Here is a 16,650-nt window from a genome sequence, read left to right as displayed (position 1 = left end):
GGCGGCCGGGGTGGCAGGGTGGCCGGGGTGGCAGGGTGGCCGGGGTGGCAGGGTGGCCGGGGTGGCAGGGTGGCCGGGGTGGCAGGGTGGCCGGGGTGGCAGGGCGGCCGGGGTGGCAGGGCGGCCGGGGTGGCAGGGCGGCCGGGGTGGCAGGGCGGCCGGGGTGGCAGGGCGGCCGGGGTGGCAGGGCGGCCGGGGTGGCAGGGCGGCCGGGGTGGCAGGGCGGCCGGGCGGCTTGGTCAGGCCGCGAGTGGAGCCGGGGTGGCAGCGGGGCGGCTGTGGGTGGCGATGTAGCGAGCGTTCCAGCCGATCAGCGCGGCGAAGGTGACGACGGTGAGCGCCGTGGAGAGGCCGACCATGACCGAGATCGGGAGGGTGTAGACCAGTGCCGCCCGGACCACCGCCTCGGCGAGCAGACCGCCGCCCCAGACGAGGGAGGCGACGCGGTGGCCGTGGCGGATCTCCGGGGTGGTCGCGTAGGCCTCGGCCAGCTCGGCGGCCCGCTTGGGCATGAAGCTCTGCTGTGCGGCGAGGGTGAGCGGGCGGCCCCGGAACGCCGTGATCAGGAACATCGAGCCGATCACCGCGGCCATCGCCGAGTGTTTGACGAGCAGAAAGCGCGGGTCGCCGGTCAGCAGCGTGAACAGCAGCCCGACGCCGAAGACGGCACCCATCACCATCGAGAACGCGCTGAGCGCACGGCTGCGCGCCGCCACCCAGACCAGCCGCACGCCCGCGGCCCCGCTGCCGGCCAGGAGCGCCGCGGTGTCGCTCGCGTCGGCAGTGTGCAAGGCGTAGTAGGCGGCCAGCGGAAGACCGAGGTCCCAGGCCATCGAGCGGATCATCGCGGTCATGCCGTGCTGCTGCATATCGGTCTCCCTCATCGCTCCCGGTTGATGCATTGATCCTGGCTGTGACGGGGTTCCCGCCGGGACGACCGAATCGCCGAATGCGGTTGTCAACCACTTGGTGGACACGGCAGCGTGGAGGGCATGCTGGCTTCCGGGCGCGTTGTCGCCTTCGTGCCGTCGACCGATCTCGGCCGGTCCCGCGAGTTCTACGAGAAGACGCTCGGCCTCCCGATCGCCTCCGCCGACGGCTTCGCCGTGGTGGTCGCGTCGCCCACCGGCGCCATCCGCATCACCGATGTCGGGCCCGGTCTGCGGCCGCAGCCCTTCACGGTCCTCGGCTGGGAGGTCGCCGAACTGGACGCCGAGATCGACGTCCTCGCCTCCCGGGGTGTCAAGTTTGTCCGCTACCCGGGCATGGAGCAGGACGCCCGCGGCGCCTGGACCGCCCCGGGCGGCACGCGCATCGCCTGGTTCCACGATCCCGACGGCAACACGCTGTCGCTCTCCGCCGCGCCCGCCTGAGGGCCTTGGCCCGACGCGGTTGGTCGGTGGCTGCGCTGGGCGTGCCGGCCTCGGTGGCCTGATCAGCTCGTTCCTGGCCAGATGGCCGTCGTGGGACGGTTGGACGACCAGGTGGCTCTGATCACCGGCGGCGAGGGAAGCGTCGGCCTGGCGACCGCGCGGGCTTTCGTCCGCGAGGGCTGCCGCGTGGCGCTCGCGGGAATCCACGTGCGGGGATCGTTCCTGACCTGCAGTACAGCCTGCCCTTCTTGCCCGACGGCGGCCGTACCGTCATCAACTCCAGCGTGGTCGGGCTGACGTCGGATGCCGGGATCAGCGCGTATGCGACGGCCAAGCACGCGCTGGTCGGGCTGATGCGGACGCTGGCGAAAGAGTGGTCGTTGATCTGGGAGCGCTCCCAGCGACAAATGTCAATCCCCTCTTTGACCGGTTGATTCGATCTTCGTCTATGCGGCAGCGTGCTTCGCGGACTGCAAAACGCCACATCCACGGGGGGATTGTCTCGTGCGCGTGTCTGCTCGATTCCGGCTGCTCTGTCATGCCCTGATCCTGGCGATCGTCGCCGCCTACCTTGTTGCCTCGCCGATTTCGCCGGCGTCCGCGGCCCCGGTCGCCGCTCCCGGCGCCGGCCCGGTGCACAGCCCATTGCCGGCCACCGCCACCGCGAACCACGGCCTGCCGGCCGGTCGGGCGGCGCCGCCGGTGCCGCCCGCCGCGGAGGCCGCCGGCCCACCGGCGAGACCCAGCGCCGCCGAGAAGGCGAAGCGCAAGACCATGGCCGCCGCGGTGGCCCGGGCGCAGGCGGCGGTGCCCGGACGGCCCATCGCCCGGCCCGGGTTCCTGCTCGGCGACACCTCGCTGGTCGTCTACTGGGATGCCGAGGTCGACGAGGGCAACCCGGACTCCTGGGGTCGCTGGTTCGCCACCGTCACCGACACCGAGACGGCCGCCGAGCAGCGGTCGGCGGTGCTCGCGAAGAAGGACCTGAGTCGCTGCTACGACCCGGCGCTGCTGTGCCGCAGCTTCGGCTCGGCCGACGGATGGGTGCTCGACCCGGCGCGCACCTACACGGTCACCGTCACCGAGGTCGCGCCCGACGACACCGAGCTGACCAGCGTGCCGTCCGCGCCCGCGCATCCACGCAAGACCGACGACGTGCCGGCGCTGCCGGCCGGGCAGGCGGCCGGCTGCGGCTGCGCCACGGTGCTCGGCCCGACCGTGGTCGCCCAGGCGCTGCGCGGCGCCACGGTGAACACGGCCACCGGCGCCTACCTGCGAGTGGAGCGGGACTTCGCGATGCCCTCGTCCGGCATCCCGTTCGACCACGCCCGCTACTACTCGTCCGGCAACGCCGCGACCGGCATGTTCGGCGCGGGCTGGAGTTCCTCGTACGACATCCGGGTGATCGCCGCGGACAGCGGCGCGGCGCGGGTGCGCGCCGAGGACGGGTCCGAGGCGGTCTACACCGCGGCGGCCGACGGTGCCTACAGCGCGCCGGCCGGCGTCCGCGCCAAGCTGTCCAAGGTGGACGGCGGCTGGCAGCTGGTGCCGCCGGACCGCCGGGTGCTGCGCTTCGACGCCACCGGCCTGCTGCAGTCGATCAAGAATGCGCGCGGGCTCGGCGTGACCCTCGGCTACACCTCGGCCGGGTTGCTGAGCACGGTCACCGACGCGAGCGGCCGGGTGGTGCGCCTCGAGTCGCGGGCCGACCTGCGGCTGATGACCAAGATCACGCTGCCGGACGGCCGATCGACCCAGTTCGACTACCAGGACGGGCGCCTGCTCAAGGTGCAGGACCCGCGCGGCTACGTGACCTCGTACGGCTATGACGCCGCCGGCCGGCTCGCCGAGATCACCGACGCGCGCGGCCACAAGCTGATCCGCAACACGTACGACGCGAGCGGCCGGGTCGCCGCGCAGTTGGACCCGCTCGGCGCCAGGACGACCTTCGCCTGGGACGCCGGGCAGCAGATCGCCCGCACCACCGACCCGGACGGCGTCGCGGTGGTCGACGGCTACAAGAACAACGTCCTGCTCTATAGCCAGAACGCCGGCAACGACACGACCAACCACCGCTACACCGGCAAGCTGAACAAGAGCCTCGTGGTCGACCCGAAGGGAAACCAGGAGGAGACCCGTTTCGACGACGAGGGCAACCCCGTCTCGCGTACGGCGCCGGAGCCGTTCGCGTTCACCACGGTCAACTCGTTCGACAACCGCAGCAACCTCACGGCGTACCAGGACGGCCGGGGCAACACCTGGAAGTACGAGTACAACGAGTTCAACGAGATGGTCGCGCAGCGCGACCCGAAGCAGGACACTGGCTACCGCTACGAGTACGACGCCAAGGGTCAGCTGATCTCGCGCACCGACCCGCGCGGCAAGGTCACCAAGTACGAGTACGACGCCAACGGCGACCGCACGGCCGAGGTCGCGCCGACCGGCCGGCGCACCGAGATGACGTACGACGGCACCGGCCGGCTCGCCTCGGTGGTCGACCCGCGCGGCACGGTGTCCGGCGGCAACAAGGACGCCTACCGCACGAGATACGTCTACGACGCACAGAGCCAGATTCTCGAGGTCTGGCAGCCGGGCAAGGCCCAGCCGTTCCGGACCGTCTACGACGAGCTCGGCAACGTGGTGGTCTCGACCGATCCACTGAGCAACTCCAGCCGCTACACGTACGACGACGCCAGCCGGCGCGTCGAGACCAAGTCCCCGATCGGCAATGTCACGTCGACCAGGTACACGCCCGGCGGCCGGCGCGCGTCGCTGATCGACGGCGAGGGCAACACCACCAGCTGGACGTATGACCTCAACGGCCGCGTCGCGACCGAGACGTCGCCGCGGGGCAACGCCGACCCGGCACACAAGGACCTGTTCACCGCGGTCTTCCACTACGACTACAACGGCAACCTGATCCGCGCCGACCGGCCGTACGGCTCGAGCGGCGAGCGGGTCGAAGTGGACACCAAGTTCGACGCGCTGGACCGGCCCACCGGGCAGAAGGACCAGTTCAAGAAGGACACCTCGGTCGCGTACGACAACAGCGGCAACGTCGTCGAGATGACCAACGAGCGCGGCGAGAAACTGACCAGCAGCTTCGACGCGGCCAACCGGCGTACCGGAAGCTCCGGGCCCGGGGCCGGAGCGGCCGGCATCGAGTACGACGACGCCGGCAACCCGGTCAGACAGACCACCCCGACCGGCGGCGTGGTCACCACCAGGTACGACGACGACGGCCGGGTCGTCGCGGTCACCGAGCCGCGCGGCAACGTACCCGGCGCGAACCCGGACGACTACACCACGACGTACACGTACGACCGGGCCGGCAACCCCGAGACGGTGACCGACCCGCTTGGCAACGTCAGCAAGGCCACCTACGACGCGCTGAACCGGCCCACCGCGCAGATCGACGCCAACGGCAACACCACCAAGTTCGGGTACGACGAGGCCGACCGGCTTGCGAAGGTGACCGGCGCGGACGCCACCGGCGGTCAGTCGCTGGTCTACACCTACAACGCCGACGGCCAGGTGATCAAGCGAACCGACCCGCTCGGCCGGGTCGCCTCGACCGAGTACGACCGGGCCGGCCGCACCACGGTCAGCACCGACCCGCTCGGCCGGCGCCGCGAGTACGTCTACGACGCCGACTCCAACCTGATCGAGGAGGTCACCGCCCGGATCGTCGAGCCGGGCCGCCCCGACCCGAACCGCCCGGCCCGGACGGTGTTCTACGCCTACGACAACCTGGGCCGGCTGACCAGCAAACAGCTCGGCTCGGGCGGCGTCACCTACAACTACGGCTACGACGGCAAGAACCGGCTGGTCAGCGCCGCCGACCCGGCCGGCGTGCAGTCGTACGCCTACGACGACACCGACCGGCTCACCGCGACCACCCGCGGCGTCGAGACGTTCAAGTACGACTACGACAGCGAGGACCGGGTCACCGGGCGCAGCTACCCGGACGGCACGCACATCGGCGCCACCTACGACGAAGGCAACCGGGTCAAGACGCTGACCGCCACGCGGGGGGAGTCGAGCGCCGGGTACCAGTTCTCGTACGACGTCGCAGACAACCTCACCGGGATCACCTACCCGGCGTCCACCGGCATCGCCGAGCACCGGGACTACGACCGGGCCGGCCGGATGACCCGGATCGCCGCCACCAAGGGCGAGACCACGCTGTCCGCATTCGACGTGGACCTCGACAAGGTGGGCAACCCGACCCGGATCACGCAGACCACCGGCGAGCCGGGCCAGCCGACAATCACCGAGGCCACCGCGTACGCCTACGACGCCGCGAACCGGCTCACCGCCGAGTGTTTCGGCGCGCAGGCCTGCTCGGGTGCGGTCGCCGAGCGGACCGACTACACGTACGACCTGGTCGGCAACCGCAAGACGATGACCCGCAAGGCGCCGGGCGAGAACACCACGACCAGATACGCGTACGACGCCGCGGACCAGCTCGTCACCGAGAGCGTCACGGGCAGCCGGACCAGCAGCCGGTCCTTCGCGTACGACCTCGAGGGCAACCAGACGCAGGCCGGCAACGACAGGTTCACGTACGCCCTCGACCACACCATGACGTCGGCCACCGCCAACGGCCGCACCACCGACTACACGTACGACGCGGCCGGCAACCGGATCGCGGCGGTCTCCGGCGACCAGACCCAGACCTGGAGCTGGGATCTGAACGCCGGCCGGGCGCTGCTTGCGCAGGAGCGGCAGACCGACGCCACCGGCACGGTCGGCCGGGACTACCTGTACGACCCGTCCGGTCAGCCGCTCGCCCTGCTCGTGCCGTCGGCGGACGCGCTGGGCGCCCACTCCTACCTGCGGGACTGGCTCGGCGGCATCGCCGGGGTGGTCTCGCCGGCCGGCGCTCCGGAGTGGAGCTACGACTACGACGCGTTCGGGGTGAGCCGCGGGGTCACCAAGGCCGCCGACGACGCGCCGGCCAACCCGATCCAGTTCGCGGGGACCTACCAGGACGTCAGCCAGGGCGACCGGTACGCGATGGGCGCCCGCAGCTACGACCCGTCCACCGGGCGGTTCGCCTCGGCCGACCCGGTCGCTCAGCCGGCCACCGACCAGGCGGTGTCGACGTACTCGTACACCAATGGCCGCCCGACCGTGCTGACCGACCCGACCGGTGGCGATCCGGCCGACGGCAAGACCGGCATGACCGACGCGTACGTCTCGTACTACTCGGGATGCGCCAACAACCCCGCCGCGTGCGGCGCGATGACCGACGGCAACACGCCGGCCGGCGGCGAGGGCGACCAGCAGACCGAGAACCCGGACTGGCTGAACTCCAAGAAGATCGTCGACGAGGCCGAGGGCTTCGTGAAGATGATCGGCGACGAGATCGTCAACCTGATCCTCGATCTGGTCGGCTTCAACGACGCGAAGGCCTGCATCACCGAGGGCGACATCGTCGCCTGCGTCTCGACGGCGCTGCAGGCGGTGCCGTGGGGCAAGATGTTCAAGGCCGCCAAGGTCGCGATCAAGGCGATCGGGGTCGGCCGGCGGCTGATCGACGCGTACGGCCGGCTCAAATCCGCGAAGAACGCGCTGTCCGCGATCCCACGCTGGATCAAGAAGGCCACCCGCACCGCGGACGAGGCGGCCAGCAGCAAGAAGTACGCCGACGAGGCGGCCAAGGCGGCCAAGGGCGCCAAGGACGCCGGCGGCAAGGCGAAGGCGACCTCGCAGAAGGCCGCGGACAACGCCAAACGCGCGAAGAAGAAAGAGTCCACGACCGGCGAGAGCTGCAAGGTCGCCAAGGGCGGCAAGGCCCGCCTGGCCTCCAACTCGTTCGCGGCCGGCACCGCGGTGCTGCTCGCCGACGGCAGCACCAAGCCGATCGAGAAGCTGCACCCCGGCGACGCGGTCCGGGCCACCGACCCGGCGACCGGGCTGACCGAGCCGCAGCAGGTGACCGCCACGGTGGTCGGCGCCGGCGACAAGGACCTGATCGACCTGACCCTGGCCGGCGCCGGGGCCGGTGGTGGCGGTCCGCCGTCGGTCGTCACCGCTACAGCAGGACACAAGTTCTACAGCGTCGACCGCGCCGCATGGGTGCCGGCCGCCGAGCTCAAGATCGGTGAGACCCTCCGCGACGCGGACGGCATGCAGATCACCGTCGTACGGCGAGCCGAACGTGCCGCCACCACGACCGTCTACAACCTCACGGTCAGCGACACCCACACGTACTACGTGGTCGCCGGCCACACCACCGTCCTGGTCCACAACTGCGGCGGGCCCGAGGAGATCGATGGGAAGCTCGCCCGGGACCGCGCCGAGGAACTGCAATCCCTGCGGAACGACTACCCGAACGCCGCCAACCACGGCACCACGTCGGTGATCGGCGTCTTCAACAAGACGACCGGACGCTGGACCAACCACGTCGCGATCAACGGTGGCGGCGCGATGCCGAGCACGTGGACGCTCCGGGCGGGCGAGAAGTTCGTCCAGGGCGCCGGCCACGCCGAGGAGACAATTCTCGCCAACCTCGGACCGGACGAGATTGTAGGATTCGGCGGCACGTCGCGGAACATCTGCCGGGACACCTGTTATCCGCTGCTCAACGGCAACGGCATGAGATTCGGCGGCGCCGGCTATTTCGGCGGCCGGGCGGACAAGACACCGTTCTCGTACTTCTGGCAGGAGGACTGGTAGGCCGTGGACAGTGTCCGGTTGACGGAGGCGCTCGGCTATTCCGTCGGTGACCTTCTCGTGATCTCGGCCGAGGCGTTCGACGCGCGGGTCGGCGGCACCACCCGTCAGCGCGTGCTCATCGACTGGCCGTGGTGGGAGTCCGACCCCGACTCGGCCAACTCATGGGACGGCACCGTGGGTTTCCCGCGCGATCCGGACGCGTACGACTGGTGCAACACGCCGTGGCGTCTCGAGCCCGATCCGTCCGAGCTCGAGACGGGCGACGCGTGCTTCGTCGGCATCCCACCGACCGAGGTGCGGGTCACCGGAATAGAGAAGTACGAGCCGCCCGCCGATTTCGGCTTCCTGCCCCGGCCCGAGTACGTGCTCGAGGTAGTCCCGACCGACCTGATCGACGACGACGAGGCGGGCTACGTCATCTATCTGAACGGCGCGGAGCCCATCGAGCTGGAGCGGGTGGACGTCTGAACACGGGCTCGCGGCGGTCCCGCCCCGACCGCCGCGAGGGTCATTCGCCCGTGACTGCGTTGACCGCAATCTTGACCAGTGTGAGGAGCGCGAGGAGCGCGGAGACGACGACGGCCGCTTGAACTATGTAGACGAAAAGCTTGATGACAATCTTGACGGCCACGATGAGGGCTACGGCGCATCCGAGCGAGTAGGCCGTCAGCTCGGCCCGTGAGGCGTCGGGCCCGGGCGCGGCGCCGGTGAGGGCGAGAAGGACGACGACGCCGACCACGATCGGAAGTCCTCGTTTGATCCGGCTGACCGTGCCTCGAACTTTCGACATAACGGACTCCTCGAGATCGGATCTCTGGTGCCTTGAGGAATTCGCCAGGGCGGGGCGTAGTCGGCCGCGTGTGCGCGGCGGAGATCGTGTCGTCGGTTTCATCGCGCCTCCTGCAAACTTCAGAAGACTTGACTGAACTGCAGGCCCTCAGGCTAAGTCGGTTGAAGACCGTGAGCAAGAAGGCGAGCGCATTCAGTCATATTCACGCCGACACTCTGTGGCGTCATCTGCGACGATGCGGTCTTGACCTGGTAAGAATGTTGACCAAGCTCTAAACTTCTTGGACTCCTGAAGGTTCAGTGAGGATCATCTCATGCAACCGGCAGCGCGACCCGATGCCCGCCTCGCACGGCGCCTGCGATCCCTGAGGCAGCAGCACTGGCCAGGCGCCAAAATCACCCAACAGCAGATTGCCGAGGCTCTCGGCGGCGAAAGCCCGTTGAGCCTGTCCCTGATCTCCTCGTGGGAATCCACCCGAAAACCCGTCCTGCCCCCGACGAACCGGCTCATCGGATACGCCACCTTCTTCGCCAGCCGGCGATCCGTGACGTCCGAACCGGCCCGCCTGCTCGACGAAGCCGAGCTCGGCGAGGACGAGCGCAAGGTGCGCGACCGGCTCTACGCCGAGCTGCTCAGCCTGCGCTTCCCGGACACCCCGCTCAATGGCGACGAGTCCGGTTTGTTCGATGCCCGGCAGCTTTCCCTCGTGGGCTCGAACCAGGAGACCATCGGCGGCGGCACGTGGTTCTTCCCCGACCAGCGGCCGATCATCATCGTGAGCGGAAGCCTGCCGAGGCGGTATCGGGAGCAGATGCTCTTCGCCGATCCCGAGAACCCCGACTACGTCCGCTCGTACGGCCTGGCGGACCTAGACGCGCTGATCGAGGTGCACGGGCACATCCGGGCGGTGAATCCGGTCGCGGACGTTCGCATCCTGCGGTCGGAGGAGATGCACGAGGACGACTTCAGCTCGCATCTCGTGCTGATCGGTGGCGTCGACTGGAACCCCGTCAACCGGGATGTCACCCGGCGCCTGGATCTTCCCGTACGGCAACAGATGCGTCCCGATGATTCCGACCCCGGTTACTTTTCCACCGCCGAAGGCGATACCTTCACACCCGTCCTCGATGAGGCGGGCGGCACTCTGGTGGAGGACGTCGCCCACTTCTTTCGGGGAACCAGCCCCTACAACGCCCAACGGACAGTAACGTTGTGCAATGGCATGTACGGACGCGGAACCTACGGCGCCGTTCGTGCGTTGACCGACGCGAAGTTCCGCGATCGCAATGAAGACTACGTTCGGAAGCGCTTTCGGGATGCGCCGACGTTCAGCATCCTGATGCGGGTCCGGATCAACCTGAACGGAGCCGTGGTGACCCCTGACTGGACGCTGGCAGAGGAGCGGCTGCACGAGTGGCCGCCCACGGTGGGCGACGGGTGAGCTCGAGCGCCCATCATTCGTCGCACCGGCGTCTCATCACGGATTCGGGGCCGGCCCGCGACCGCGAACCCGTCGACGCCATCATCGTGCCCAGCGGCCGCCGCGCCGCCGCGCTCGCCGAGGCCGGCCGTCTGGCCGACGAGCTCGGCTGCACGCTTCTGGTGCTGTGCAGCAAGCATGCGGACGCTCTTGAAGCCGTCGCCTACCTGACGCGGTATCCGGACGCGGACGTCATCGCGGTCGACTATCCCGAGGCGGGCGTCGCCCGGCTTCCGCTCCTGGAGACCTCGACGGTGCTCGGCGAGTCCCGGCTGAGGCGGCGCACCGACACCAGCGCGAAGCGGAATCTCGGCCTGGTGCTCGCGCGGCTGGCCGGCTGGAAGCGCGTGGTGTTCCTCGACGACGACATCGTGGTGCCCGACGCGGCCGATCTGGAGCGTGCCGTGGCCCTGCTGGACACTCGCGACGGCGTCGGCCTCCACATCGGAGGGTTTCCCGACAATTCCGTTGTCTGCCATGCCAATCGCGAGACCGGGGCTCGGCAGGACACGTTCATCGGGGGCGGTGCGCTGGCCGTGCCGGCGGACCGGATCGACTCGTTCTTTCCCGAGGTCTACAACGAGGACTGGTTCTTCCTGGTCGGCGAGGTGATGCTCCGGCCGGTGGGCCAGGTCGGCACCGCGTTCCAGAAGCCGTACGACCCCTTCGCCAATCCCGACCGGGCCCGTGGCGAGGAGTTCGGCGACGTCCTCGCCGAAGGGCTCTTCGCGCTGTTCGACGACGGCGGCCGGATCGCGGATGCCGATCGCGGTTACTGGAAGGCGTTCCTGGCGGCTCGGTTGGAGCTCATCGAGGAGATCAGGGCTCGCATCGAGCGGACGATCGGCCCGATCACCCTCCGGGAGAAGTACATTCTGGAGTCGTTGGCGGCGGCGAGCGGCCGTTTGCAGTTCATCGAGCCCCGACACTGCGTCGGCTACATCCGGGCCTGGCGGCGGGATCGCGAGCGTTGGCACCGCTTCATGAGGGGCGTGCGACCGATCCGCAAGGAGTCGAACGGGCAGCGCAGGCCGATCGAGGTCGCGCTGGACCGGCTCCGACTGCGGGCGTTCCACTCGCGACACGCCCAGGATGTCTCACTCGCGAGGCGCCAGTATCGGGGCCAGCAAGGCGACAAGAAGAACCAGCGGCAGCAGGGCGAGCAGCGCGTGGCCGAGCCCCGAGGAGTGCGCTAGCCAGCCGATCGCCAGCGGCCCGAAAATGCTGGCGCAGTAGCCGATCGCGGTCATCATCGCGACCGCCGAGGCGGTCGCGATGTTTCCGGCGGCGCTCAGTGCGGCCGGGAACGCCCAGCAGATGCCGACGCCCCACCCGAACGCGCCGACGAAGGCCCAGAAACTCTTCGAGGTGAACACGACCAGCCCGATGCTGACCCCGGCCACTATCGCGCCGCCGCGGACCACCCCGGCGGCGCCCACGTGCCGGTGGGGTCGCTCGGCCGCCAGTCGCCCGGCGGCCATGGCGGTGACGAAGATCGTGTACCCCAAGGCCGCGCTCGAGTGCGAGAGGTTCCGCTCCTCGCTCAGGTAGACGGCCAGCCAGTCGCTGGCGCCGCCCTCGGCCAGCGCGCCGCAGAACATGAGAATCGCGATCATCGCGAGGCGCCCGACCGGCCATCGTCGCCTCGACTCGACCGCGTCCGGCTCGGAGATCTTGCCGTCGTCGAGCGTGCTCAGGCTCAGCACGCAGAGCGCGGCGGCGAGCAGCGAAACCACCACCAGATGGGGGATCAGCCCGACCGAGAGGCGGGCCGCGACCAGGCCCAGACCGGCCCCGGCCATGCTGCCGACGCTCCACCAGCCGTGGAAGCTGCTCATCAGGTGCTTGCCCAGTCCACGTTCGACGGCGTAGCCCTGCACGTTCATGCCGGCATCCCAGACACCGCTGCCGATGCCCATCGCGAGCAGCGCGAACGCCAACGCCTGCGGCGACCGGCAGAGCGCGATCGCGAGCAGCGACGGGAGCGCGACGGCGAAGCCCGCGACCAGCACCCGCCTGCTGCCGTAGCGGTCGCAGGCGGGGCCGGTCAGCAGCATCGCGGCGAGCGTGCCCACCCCGAGCAGGAAGAAGGCGACGCCCAGCCGTACGAGACCGGTGGTGGTCTGCTCGAGGATCGCCGGCAGGCGCGACATCCAGGACGCCTGCGTCGCGCCGCTGACCGCGAACACGACGCAGACACCCCGAGCGGACCGCACAAGACACCCCCGGCGGTCACTCTAACGGGGGATATTACTCTTCGTCGATCTCGGGTATGCGCAGCGTGAGTCACGCCCCGACGTACTTGGCCAGGTGCTCTCCGGTAAGCGTCGAGTGGTCGGCCACCAGGTCTCGGGGCGTGCCCTCGAAGACGATTTTGCCGCCGTCGTGGCCGGCGCCCGGGCCCAGGTCGATGATCCAGTCGGCGTGGGCCATCACGGCCTGGTGGTGCTCGATGACGATGACCGACTTGCCGGAGTCGACGATGCGGTCGAGCAGACCCAGCAGGTTTTCCACGTCGGCCAGGTGGAGGCCGGTCGTGGGCTCGTCGAGGACGTAGATGCCGCCCTTCTCGCCCAGGTGCGTGGCCAGCTTCAATCGCTGCCGCTCGCCGCCCGACAGCGTGGTGAGCGGCTGCCCGAGCGAAAGATAGCCGAGACCGACATCCGCGAGCCGCGAAAGGATCGCGTGGGCGGCCGGGATGCGGGCGTCGCCCTCGCCGAAGAAGGTCGCGGCCTCGGTGACCGGCATCGCCAGCACCTCGCTGATGTCCTTGCCGCCCAGCTTGTATTCCAGCACCGACGCGTCGAACCGCTTGCCCTCGCACACCTCGCAGGTGGTGGCCATGGTGGCCAGCATCCCGAGATCGGTGTAGATGACGCCGGCGCCGTTGCAGTTGGGGCAGGCGCCCTCGGAGTTGGCGCTGAACAGCGCCGGCTTGACGCCGTTGACCTTGGCGAAGGCTTTGCGGATGGGTTCCAGCAGTCCCGTGTACGTCGCGGGGCTGCTCCGCCGTGAGCCACGGATCGCGCCCTGGTCGACGCTCACGACGCCGTCGCGGGGAGCGACCGAGCCGCGGATCAGGGAGCTCTTCCCGGAGCCCGCCACGCCGGTGACCACGACGAGCATCCCGAGCGGGATGTCGACATCCACGTTCTGCAGGTTGTTGGTGTCGGCGCAGGTGATCGACAGCTTGCCGGAGGGCTTGCGGACGTCGTCCTTGAGCGACGCGCGGTCGTCCAGGTGCTGCCCGGTGAGCGTGCCGCTGGAGCGCAGGCCGGCGACCGTACCCTCGAACACGACCTCGCCACCCCCGGAGCCGGCGCCCGGCCCGAGATCGACGACGTGGTCGGCGATCGCGATCGCCTCGGGCTTGTGCTCGACGACGAGCACCGTGTTGCCCTTGTCGCGCAGCTGGATCAGCAGCTCGTTCATCCGCTGGATGTCGTGCGGGTGCAGGCCGATGGTGGGCTCGTCGAAGACGTACGTGACGTCGGTGAGCGCCGACCCGAGGTGGCGGATCATCTTGGTGCGCTGCGCCTCGCCGCCGGAGAGGGTGCCGGACGGCCGCTCGAGCGAGAGGTAGCCCAGGCCGATCTCGACGAACGAGTCGAGGGTCTCGCCGAGGGCCGTCAACAGCGGCGCCACCGACGGCTCGGACAAAGAGCGCACCCACTCGGCGAGGTCGCTGATCTGCATGGCGCAGCAGTCGGCGATGTTGATGCCGTTGATCTTCGAGGAGCGGGCCTCGGGCGCGAGCCGGCTGCCGCCGCACTCGGGGCAGGTGGTGAACGTCGCGACCCGCTCGACGAACGCGCGGATGTGGGGCTGGAGCGAGTCGATGTCCTTCGACAGCATGGACCGCTGAATCGAGGGGATGAGCCCCGCGTACGTGAGGTTGATGCCCTCGATTTTGACCTTGGTCGCCTCTTTGTAGAGAAGGTCGTTCAGTTCCTTCTTGTTGTACTTCTTGATCGGCTTGTCGGGGTCGAAGTAGCCGACGCCGCGGAAGATCCGGCCGAACCAGCCCTCCATGCTGTACCCGGGGATCATGATGGCGCCCTCGTTGATCGACTTGTTCTCGTCGTAGAGCGCCGCCAGGTTGATGTCGTTGACCGAGCCGCGCCCCTCGCAGCGCGGGCACATGCCGCCGAGGATGCTGAAGCTGCGCCGCTCCTTGGTCTGCTGCCCGCCCTTGTTGAGGGTGACCGCGCCGGCGCCGCTGACCGACGGGACGTTGAACGAGAACGCCTGCGGCGAGCCGATGTGCGGCTGCCCGATCCGGCTGAACAGGATGCGCAGCATGGCGTTGGCGTCGGTGGCCGTGCCGACGGTCGAGCGTACGTCGCCGCCCATCCGTTCCTGGTCGACGAGGATCGCGGTGGTCAGGCCGTCGAGCACATCGACGTCGGGCCGGGCCAGCGACGGCATGAAGCCCTGGACGAACGCGCTGTACGTCTCGTTGATCAGCCGCTGCGACTCGGCGGCGATCGTGCCGAACACCAGCGAGCTCTTGCCCGAGCCGGAGACGCCCGTGAACACCGTGAGCCGGCGTTTCGGGATCTCGACGCTGACATCCTTGAGATTGTTGACGCGCGCACCGTGCACGCGGATCAGATCGTGGCTGTCGGCGGCTTGCGGCGCGGCCTTCGGCATCATCGCTCCTTCGTCGTGCGTCTCACCAGCTACGAAGAGTACGTGTGGTTATCCTTCCTGCACTTCTCGATTCCTGATCGGAGGGGTCATGAAAACGGCGACGCGCCGGTTCGCCCTCTGGCGCTCCGACCTCGAGGGCGGCCTGTGCGCTGCCCCGGAGGAGTGCGTCGACGCCCTTCACGGCAAAAACCCCATTCAACTGCATTTAGAGCATCGCGTACGGGGCATCGCACCCCTCCGCGAGACCTTCGAGTCCACGCTGCGGGAGGACGTCGAGTGGCAGTTCGAGGGCGTCGAGTGGCCCACCGACGTCCAACCCGGCGTGCTGGTCACCGTGACCTGGCAGATCGGCGCGAACGAGGTGGTCGCGCGCACCAACGCTCTCGACGAGCCCCTGGCGATCGACGGGATCAACTACTTTCACGAGTACGACCCAAAGGTCGTGACCAGGGAATTCGACCTCGACAAGTCGAATCGGGGCCGGGTGCTGCACGCGGTCCGCAAACAGGGACGCGTCTTCGAGGACGGCAGCGCCGTGCTCCCCGCGGCGGAACTGGCGGCCCGGACCGGGATGGGCCGGGGGGCGCGCAACGAGTTCCTGCTGCGCAACGCCGTCGACCAGCTGATCCGCGAGGGCTACCTGACCCGCGTCGAGGGCAGCGTCGACTCGACCGGCTACCCCTGGTACCCGGCGGTCGACGGCCAGAAGCCGGCCGGCATGGTCTTCTACGCGCCGCTGGTCGAGCCGGCCGACCCGTTCGAGGGTCTCGAAGGCGACCGGCACGAGCACCTGGTCAACGGTTTCGTGCGCAAGCTTCCGCCGGGCGCGCACGCCTCCGAGCGGCAGGTGACCCTGCACCAGCAGGTCGAGGCGGACCCGCTGGCGCCCGGGTACACGTATGTCAAGAAACACCAGCGGGGCACGAATCCGTGAGGTTGGGCTGATCTGCGCGTCCACCTCGCCCGCCCCGGCCCCGGCCACCACCGCCCCACCCCCGGTCACGGCCGCGCCCACGACGCCACCTCCGGCCTCCGCGGGGGAGGCCGGGGGTGAGACGGGCACGCCGCGCTGCCACACGGCCGACCTCAAGGTCTCCATCGGCCAGGGTGAGGGCGCCGCCGGCACCTTGTACACCGCGCTGGTCTTCAAGAACGCCACGAAACACGCCTGCACGCTGTTCGGCTACCCCGGCGTCTCGTGGGTCGCCGGCAACGACGGCCACCAGGTCAACGTGCCGTTCACCCGCAACAGCGTGGACACCAAGAGCACAGTCACCCTGAAGCCCGGCGCGGTCGCGCACGCCACCCTCGCCACCCACGACGTGGGCTTCTTCGACGCCGCGAAGTGCAAGCCGGTCGACGTCCGCGGCTTCCGGGTCTACCCGTCCAACGAGACCAGGGCGGTTTTCGTGGCGCTCCCGACCCAGGTCTGCTCGGTGAACGGCATCGACGCGGGCAGCGTCACGACGATCACCGAGGGCGCGTCGTCCTGACCCCTTGAGTGGGCGCATGCCCACTTTGAGTGGGCAAGCGCCCACTATGGGACTCCCGAGTGGGGGCGGGGCCACCTAGATTTGGCACGCCCCCCCAAACGCCCATATAAATTGGGGCGGGGCCCCAATTTGTTGGCGCGCCCCCCCGAAAGATCAGCCCGCTGCGCCCCCACCAGG

The 16,650-nt window shown here is 69.4% G+C and carries 12 protein-coding genes; 8 read left to right on the top strand and 4 right to left on the bottom strand.

Annotated elements, in window-relative coordinates; all coding sequences use genetic code 11:
• Positions 1 to 239 precede the first annotated feature (239 nt).
• Positions 240 to 884, bottom strand: coding sequence for a VC0807 family protein (locus ACIA5D_RS46085; protein WP_396037031.1), 645 nt, complete (start codon positions 882 to 884; stop codon positions 240 to 242).
• Between the two features lie 108 nt (positions 885 to 992).
• Between ACIA5D_RS46085 and ACIA5D_RS46080 the strand changes: the two genes are divergently transcribed.
• From ACIA5D_RS46080 to ACIA5D_RS46065, 4 genes are all read left to right on the top strand, one after another.
• Entirely contained in the window at positions 993 to 1,373 is a 381-nt protein-coding gene (locus ACIA5D_RS46080) for a VOC family protein (protein WP_396037030.1), read from the top strand.
• A 248-nt stretch (positions 1,374 to 1,621) separates the two neighbouring features.
• Entirely contained in the window at positions 1,622 to 1,807 is a 186-nt protein-coding gene (locus ACIA5D_RS46075; protein WP_396037029.1) for an SDR family NAD(P)-dependent oxidoreductase, read from the top strand.
• Between the two features lie 76 nt (positions 1,808 to 1,883).
• Entirely contained in the window at positions 1,884 to 8,057 is a 6,174-nt protein-coding gene (locus ACIA5D_RS46070; RefSeq protein WP_396037028.1) for a DUF6531 domain-containing protein, read from the top strand.
• 18 nt (positions 8,058 to 8,075) lie between these two features.
• Positions 8,076 to 8,525, top strand: a complete 450-nt coding sequence (locus tag ACIA5D_RS46065) for a hypothetical protein (RefSeq protein WP_396037027.1) — start codon at positions 8,076 to 8,078, stop codon at positions 8,523 to 8,525.
• Between the two features lie 40 nt (positions 8,526 to 8,565).
• Here ACIA5D_RS46065 and ACIA5D_RS46060 read toward each other — a convergent pair whose 3' ends face one another.
• Positions 8,566 to 8,847, bottom strand: a complete 282-nt coding sequence (locus ACIA5D_RS46060) for a hypothetical protein (protein ID WP_396037026.1) — start codon at positions 8,845 to 8,847, stop codon at positions 8,566 to 8,568.
• Between the two features lie 313 nt (positions 8,848 to 9,160).
• On the opposite strand from ACIA5D_RS46060, the gene ACIA5D_RS46055 reads away from it, so the two are divergent.
• Both ACIA5D_RS46055 and ACIA5D_RS46050 read left to right on the top strand, forming a co-directional pair.
• Positions 9,161 to 10,288 carry an XRE family transcriptional regulator gene (locus ACIA5D_RS46055; RefSeq protein ID WP_396037024.1) on the top strand — a complete coding sequence of 376 codons (1,128 nt, stop codon included), beginning with the start codon at positions 9,161 to 9,163 and terminating at the stop codon, positions 10,286 to 10,288.
• On the top strand, positions 10,285 to 11,523 hold the full coding sequence (locus tag ACIA5D_RS46050; RefSeq protein WP_396037023.1) for a hypothetical protein: 1,239 nt from the start codon (positions 10,285 to 10,287) through the stop codon (positions 11,521 to 11,523). Before ACIA5D_RS46055 ends, ACIA5D_RS46050 begins: the two co-directional genes overlap by 4 nt.
• Here ACIA5D_RS46050 and ACIA5D_RS46045 read toward each other — a convergent pair.
• Together ACIA5D_RS46045 and ACIA5D_RS46040 are read right to left on the bottom strand one after the other, a co-directional pair.
• A complete protein-coding gene (locus ACIA5D_RS46045; protein WP_396037022.1) occupies positions 11,425 to 12,516 on the bottom strand; it encodes an MFS transporter in 1,092 nt (363 codons plus the stop codon). The two genes, ACIA5D_RS46050 and ACIA5D_RS46045, sit on opposite strands and share 99 nt — an antisense overlap.
• Positions 12,517 to 12,613: 97 nt before the next feature.
• Positions 12,614 to 14,983, bottom strand: coding sequence for an ATP-binding cassette domain-containing protein (locus ACIA5D_RS46040; RefSeq protein ID WP_396037021.1), 2,370 nt, complete (start codon positions 14,981 to 14,983; stop codon positions 12,614 to 12,616).
• An 85-nt stretch (positions 14,984 to 15,068) separates the two neighbouring features.
• Between ACIA5D_RS46040 and ACIA5D_RS46035 the strand changes: the two genes are divergently transcribed.
• Both ACIA5D_RS46035 and ACIA5D_RS46030 read left to right on the top strand, forming a co-directional pair.
• Entirely contained in the window at positions 15,069 to 15,914 is an 846-nt protein-coding gene (locus ACIA5D_RS46035; RefSeq protein ID WP_396037020.1) for a hypothetical protein, read from the top strand.
• Entirely contained in the window at positions 15,880 to 16,473 is a 594-nt protein-coding gene (locus ACIA5D_RS46030; RefSeq protein ID WP_396037019.1) for a DUF4232 domain-containing protein, read from the top strand. The genes ACIA5D_RS46035 and ACIA5D_RS46030 overlap by 35 nt, the downstream gene beginning before the upstream one ends.
• Positions 16,474 to 16,650: the final 177 nt, after the last annotated feature.

Source organism: Actinoplanes sp. NPDC051513 (assembly GCF_044454685.1).
Classification (GTDB): Bacteria; Actinomycetota; Actinomycetes; order Mycobacteriales; family Micromonosporaceae; genus Actinoplanes.
The sequence above is the reverse complement of the archived record's forward strand: the minus strand, read 5'-3'. Positions and strand labels throughout refer to the sequence as shown.